The organism is Burkholderia sp. KCJ3K979 (assembly GCF_016759955.1).
Classification (GTDB): domain Bacteria; phylum Pseudomonadota; class Gammaproteobacteria; order Burkholderiales; family Burkholderiaceae; genus Burkholderia; species Burkholderia orbicola.
Genome location: NZ_JACFYV010000321.1, coordinates 1 through 5,311, shown reverse-complemented (window position 1 = coordinate 5,311; position 5,311 = coordinate 1). Strand labels below are relative to the sequence as shown.

Genomic DNA, 5,311 nt, shown 5'->3' with positions numbered 1-5,311 from the left:
CGCGGTCCGGCCGCGTGCGACGGGTGCCCCGAAACCATCGCTGCCCGCCTGCGGGAGTCGGACTACCGGTTCCGGGTGATCTACGTGGGGCCGGCGGAACCGCTCAAGATCACGCCCGCGGCGCTGGCCGGTGCGGCGCTCTATGTGCAGCCGGGCGGCGGCCAGGACATTCCAGGCGCGGCAGCCAGCATCGGCCGACATGCAATCAGGGCCGTGCGCCAGTACGTCGCGAACGGCGGCCGATACCTGGGGCTCTGCATGGGCGCGTACCTGGCCGGCGCGCAGGGTTTCGGGCTGGTTGCCGGCGATATCGACTCCGAGGTCGACCGGCCGGGTTCGACGCTGCACGGCATCGCCGACACGGTGACGCCGGTCGTCTGGCGCGGGAAAAAGCGTTGGATCTACTACCAGGACGGCGCGAGGCTGCCGGTCGCGCCGCTCGGCTCCGGCGGGATCGTGCTGGCGATCTACCCGAACAAGGACATCGCGGCCGCCACGTACCGCTATGGCAAAGGGCGTGTCGGCCTTGCCGGCCCGCATCCCGAAGCCGATGAAAGCTGGTATCGCGAGAATGGGCTCAAGAACCCGGACGGCGTGGCGCCGGACATGGCCTACGACCTGATCAACGCGACGATGAAGCCGTAGCGAAGCGGCCGTGGCGCGCGGCTTATTTTCGTTTGGCTCGGTATGCGTCGAGGTTTTTCCGTGCCTGCGCGCGGATCGCGCGCTGCATGAAGGGCGTCCAGCCGAGCAGCGCGCCTTTCATCCCGAGCGCCTGACGCGCCCAGCGCCACAGGTCGAAATGGTCGCGATGCTCGACGATGCGTCCGTCGCGAAACCGGAAGCGGGCGTCGATCCGGTTGACCACCCTTCGTCCGGTCGCGGCGAACCGGTATTGCGCGCTCCACTTCGCGCGCCCGGCCTGGTCGTCCGCGGCGACTTCGCCGAACGTCAGCGAGAACTCCTGGGCCCGCGCGACCAGCATTCGCCACATGTCGCGCGCGAGTTCGCCGCGCAGCTCGCCGAACGCGGGATCGCTGAACACGATGTCGTCGGCGTAGCACGCGAGCATCGCGTCGATGTCGCGCTGCTGGAAGGCCGTGTAGAAGCGCTGGATCAACTCGGTGTTCGAATGGGGCATGTTGGGCGTAACGGGCAGGGAGGGCGGACGGTCGAAATGTCGATCGGGGCAGTGGCGGCGGGCAGCGCGAACCGGTGCCCGCACCCGTGACTTCGGGCGTGGCTGGCTCGCCGCCGGATGATGATACGCGTCAGCGCGCCGCCATCGCGACGTCCTGATTGCCGCGGCCCGTCACCAGACAGCCCGACATGAAGGCCTCGCTCTGGCTGCCGGCGGCGGCTTCGCCGAAGCCGCGACCGAGCGCGTCGGCCTTCACCTGCGCGGCGCCTTGCTCGCACGCGAGCGGGCTGGCGTCGCGGCCCTGCGCGTGCAGGATCGCGCGATCGCCGATGAGATACGCCAGCAGGGCAAAAACAGCGATATGGACGGCTCGTCTCATGGTTCGTCTCCTCGTCGCCCAAGCGTACGCGGACACGTTCGGCGAAGCACTTGGGGCTTCCCCCGGTAAACGTCTGCTGAAAGCGGTGGCGGAGCAGGGCGATCCCGTCCTGTTTTTACTTCGCCGTTCGACGGGCGGGCAATGCGCGGGAGTTTGACGAATGTCAGGGTGCGGGCAGGCGGCGGCGGTCACGCGACCGTTCAAGGCGATAGCATGAATGCATGATTTGACGGAACGCGACGCGAGGTCGATGCGTCAGGTCCGGCAAGCACGCAGGTGTTGAATATCGCTGTCGAAATAGTGAGGAATCCAAATGTTGAACGTCTCTTCCGTGCTGATCAGTCTTGCCCCGATGTGGGCCATCCTGCTGCTGGCGTCTTCGGCGGCCGCCTATTTCGTGTTCTGGCGCAAGGCCATCGACTGAGCGTCGCGCGACAGCGTGCGCACCATGCGCACGCACGACCCGCCGCTCCCGTTATTGCACCGCCGTCACCGGTACGTTCGAAATCCGCACCAGCCGGGCCATCACGCTGCGCCGGAACACCGCCATCAACGTATGCAGCGGATCATGCCGCGGCGCGACCACCACGATTTCGTCGCAGCCGGTTTCGGTTGCCACGGCCGCGATCATGTCGGCCACCGGGCCGACCTTCATCACGACGGTGTATTGGACGCCGGCCTCCTTCAGAATCCGCTCCGCCATCGCCAGATCACCGGCCGCGAATTTTTCTTCGATCGCACGCAACCGCGACAGCGGGTGCCAGGCCTCGAGCCGCGTCGATTCGAGCGGCGCCTGTACGTTGATCAGCACGACCTCCGACGCGCAGCGCTCGCGATACAGAAACGTCGCATGGCGAACCGCCTGAAGCGAGCGCGGCGAATGACCGACCGGAACCAGCAGCTTGAGCATGGACGATGAACCCGGAAACGAAGTGCTTCCAGCGTAGCGGGCGGCCGCGCGAAACGATCTAAAGAGATCGGCTGGCCGCATAAAAATGTCGTCAACACGCGCGGTCCCGTGGTGCGCCGATTAAAAATATAAGAAATTTAAGTTTATGCGCATAAACGATTTCATCCAGCGTGACGGTCTGGGCAGTTCGGCACGGGGCACCCGGATTTAGTCGGATCTTCAATGAATCGCGACCGAAAATATCGGAGGTCGAGTATCCGGCGTCACGTAGAGTAGAGCATCGGCCGCGGCGCGGCGGCCTCCCGGCGGGCAGGGGAGCAAGCGCCGTCAAGCGGCCCGCCATTCCGACTCCAGGAGACCCCGCATGCCGCACGGCGCCCCGCAGTTTCTCGCTCCCGCTTCCATTTCCGTCGATCCGATCGTGCGCCTGTCGGCCGGCGAACTCTCGTCGGCGATCCGCAGCAAGGCGGTTTCGTGCGTCGAGACGATGCGTGCGTATCTCGATCACATCGAGCGCGTGAACGGCGCGGTCAACGCGATCGTCGCGCTGCGCGACCGCGATGCGCTGCTGGCGGAAGCCGCGGAAAAGGACGCGGAACTGGCGCGCGGCGAATACCGCGGCTGGCTGCACGGGATGCCGCAGGCGCCGAAGGATCTGGCGATGACGAAGGGACTGCGCACGACCTACGGTTCGCCGATCTTCCGCGAGAACGTGCCGCAGGCCGATTCCGTCGGCGTCGCGCGGATGCGTGCGGCCGGCGCGATCTTCATCGGCAAGACCAATACACCCGAGTTCGGGCTCGGTTCGCACACGTTCAACGAGGTCTACGGCGCGACGCGCAACCCGTACGACCTGACGAAGAGCGCGGGCGGCAGCAGCGGCGGCACGGCGGCGGCGCTCGCGTCGCGGATGCTGCCGGTGGCGGACGGCAGCGATTTCGGCGGGTCGCTGCGCAATCCGGCCGCGTTCTGCAACATCGTCGGCTTCCGTCCGTCGCAGGGCCGCGTGCCGCGCTGGCCGGGCGTCGACGTGTTCGTGCAGCAGCTCGGCATCGAAGGGCCGATGGGCCGCACCGTCGGCGACGTCGCGCAACTGCTCGCGATCCAGGCCGGCTACGACCGCAACGATCCGCTGTCGCTCGCGGAAGATCCGGCGGTGTTCGCGCAGCCGCTCGACGCGGACCTGCGTGGCAAGCGCATCGCGTGGGTCGGCGACTGGAACGGCTATCTCGCGACCGAGGCCGGCGTGCTCGCGCAGTGCGAACACGGTCTGGCGACGCTGCGCGAGATCGGCTGCGACGTCGATGCCGCGCTGCCGGCGTTCGCGCCCGACCGGATCTGGCGTTTGTGGCTCACGCACCGGCACCTGCTGTCGGGCGGCGGGCTGCTCGCGCACTATCGCGACCCGGCGCGCCGCGCGCTGCTGAAGCCCGAGGCGATCTACGAGGTCGAAGGGCTGCTCGCGCTGCAGGGCGCGGCCGTGTTCGATGCGAGCGTCGAACGGACCGCATGGCATCAGGCGGTGCTGAGCTTCTTCGACCGCTACGACTTCATCGCGGCGCCGACCGCGCAGGTGTTTCCGTTCGACGTCGAGCAGCGCTGGCCGAAGGAGATCGCGGGCCGTGCGATGGACACGTACCACCGCTGGATGGAAACGGTCGTGCCGTGGACGCTGGCCGGCTGCCCGGTGATCAACGTGCCGGTCGGCTTCAACGACGCAGGGTTGCCGATGGGGATGCAACTGATCGGGCGCCCGCGCGCCGATCTCGCCGTGCTGCAGCTCGCGCACGGTTACGAGCAGGCGGCCGACTGGGTGGCGCGGCGCGTGCCGGCGTGGATGGCGGCGTGATGGCGCGGCCGGCAGGCGGGTGGTAAACGGTAGCCGCCGGTAGTCGGTAGCCGGCAGCCGGGCGACGAAACGGGCGGCGACGGCTGCCCGTTTCGTTTTGCATCGCTCGACGCGAAGCGCGCCGGCGGATGCGTTTCATCGCGTCGCGGGCGCGGGCCGCAGCCGGCGCCCATTGATGCAACCCGAGAAAGAATCGCGATGCGTGCCCGACATCGCGCGGCAAACGTGCGCGAATCTGCGCGACGGGGTGCGTCGGTCGCCGAATTGCAAGCAGCGGCGCGGCCTGATTTCGTTTCGATGTGTTTCAGTCGTTGCGGCGGCGCGCGACGCGCTTCGACAATATCGCCTCAACACAATTCGGGCACGAGGGAAACACATGAAGCACATTCGCGCGACGGGCCGGCATCTGGCCTCGGCAGGCATCGCGTTCGGCCTCCTGGTGAGCGGTGCCGCGCACGCGCAGCTCGACCTGCAGTCGATCGGCGCGTCGCTGCTCGGCGGCGGGCAGCAGCAGGCGGCGCCTGCGCAGGGCGGTGTCGCGCAGTTGCTGCAGGCCTATGTCGGTGCGAACCAGCAGGTGCTGAACGGCCAGTCGTCGCTCGCGTCGGCGATGGGGCTGACCGGGGCGGCCGGGCAGGCGCAACAGGCCGCGAGCCAGTTGTCCGGCGGCGATGCGCTGTCGCCGGCCACGCTGTCGCAGATGGGCGGCGCGCAGCAATCGGTGTCGCAGGCGCTCGGCCAGGCGTTCGCGAGCGGCGGCGCCACGCACGGCCCGATCGACAAGCAGGCGTTCAGCAACGGCCTCGCGTCGCTCGGCCAGGGGCTCACGCAGTATTCGCAACTGCAGTCGGGGCTCGGTAGTCTCGGCTCGACGAGCGCCGCGTCGCTGCTGCAATCGGGCCTGAATCCGCAGAGCATGCAGGCCGCGTCGTATATCGCGCAAAGCGCGCCGGGCCAGTTGCAGTCGCTTGCCGCGACGCTACCGGCGGCACCGAAATGCCCTGACTCGTCGCGAACTGTACGGCCTGGCCG

At 68.1% G+C, this 5,311-nt stretch carries 6 protein-coding genes; 3 read left to right on the top strand and 3 right to left on the bottom strand.

Annotated elements, in window-relative coordinates; translation table 11 throughout:
- A partial coding sequence (locus H3O04_RS33640) for a BPL-N domain-containing protein (protein ID WP_202589332.1) occupies positions 1 to 645 on the top strand: 645 nt, incomplete at its 5' end.
- Between the two features lie 22 nt (positions 646 to 667).
- Here the strand turns inward: H3O04_RS33640 and H3O04_RS33635 are convergent.
- The 3 genes from H3O04_RS33635 to H3O04_RS33625 form a co-directional block, all read right to left on the bottom strand.
- Positions 668 to 1,141 (bottom strand): nuclear transport factor 2 family protein, encoded by a 474-nt coding sequence (locus tag H3O04_RS33635; protein ID WP_011547438.1) that lies wholly within the window; start codon positions 1,139 to 1,141, stop codon positions 668 to 670.
- Positions 1,142 to 1,271: 130 nt separating this feature from the next.
- Positions 1,272 to 1,520 carry a hypothetical protein gene (locus tag H3O04_RS33630; protein ID WP_006478739.1) on the bottom strand — a complete coding sequence of 83 codons (249 nt, stop codon included), beginning with the start codon at positions 1,518 to 1,520 and terminating at the stop codon, positions 1,272 to 1,274.
- A 475-nt stretch (positions 1,521 to 1,995) separates the two neighbouring features.
- On the bottom strand, positions 1,996 to 2,430 hold the full coding sequence (locus H3O04_RS33625) for a universal stress protein (protein WP_012339780.1): 435 nt from the start codon (positions 2,428 to 2,430) through the stop codon (positions 1,996 to 1,998).
- 364 nt (positions 2,431 to 2,794) lie between these two features.
- Between H3O04_RS33625 and H3O04_RS33620 the strand changes: the two genes are divergently transcribed.
- Positions 2,795 to 4,279, top strand: a complete 1,485-nt coding sequence (locus tag H3O04_RS33620) for an amidase (protein WP_202589331.1) — start codon at positions 2,795 to 2,797, stop codon at positions 4,277 to 4,279.
- Positions 4,280 to 4,655: 376 nt separating this feature from the next.
- Positions 4,656 to 5,311, top strand: a 656-nt coding sequence (locus H3O04_RS33615) for a hypothetical protein (RefSeq protein WP_202589330.1), incomplete at its 3' end; no start/stop codon positions are given.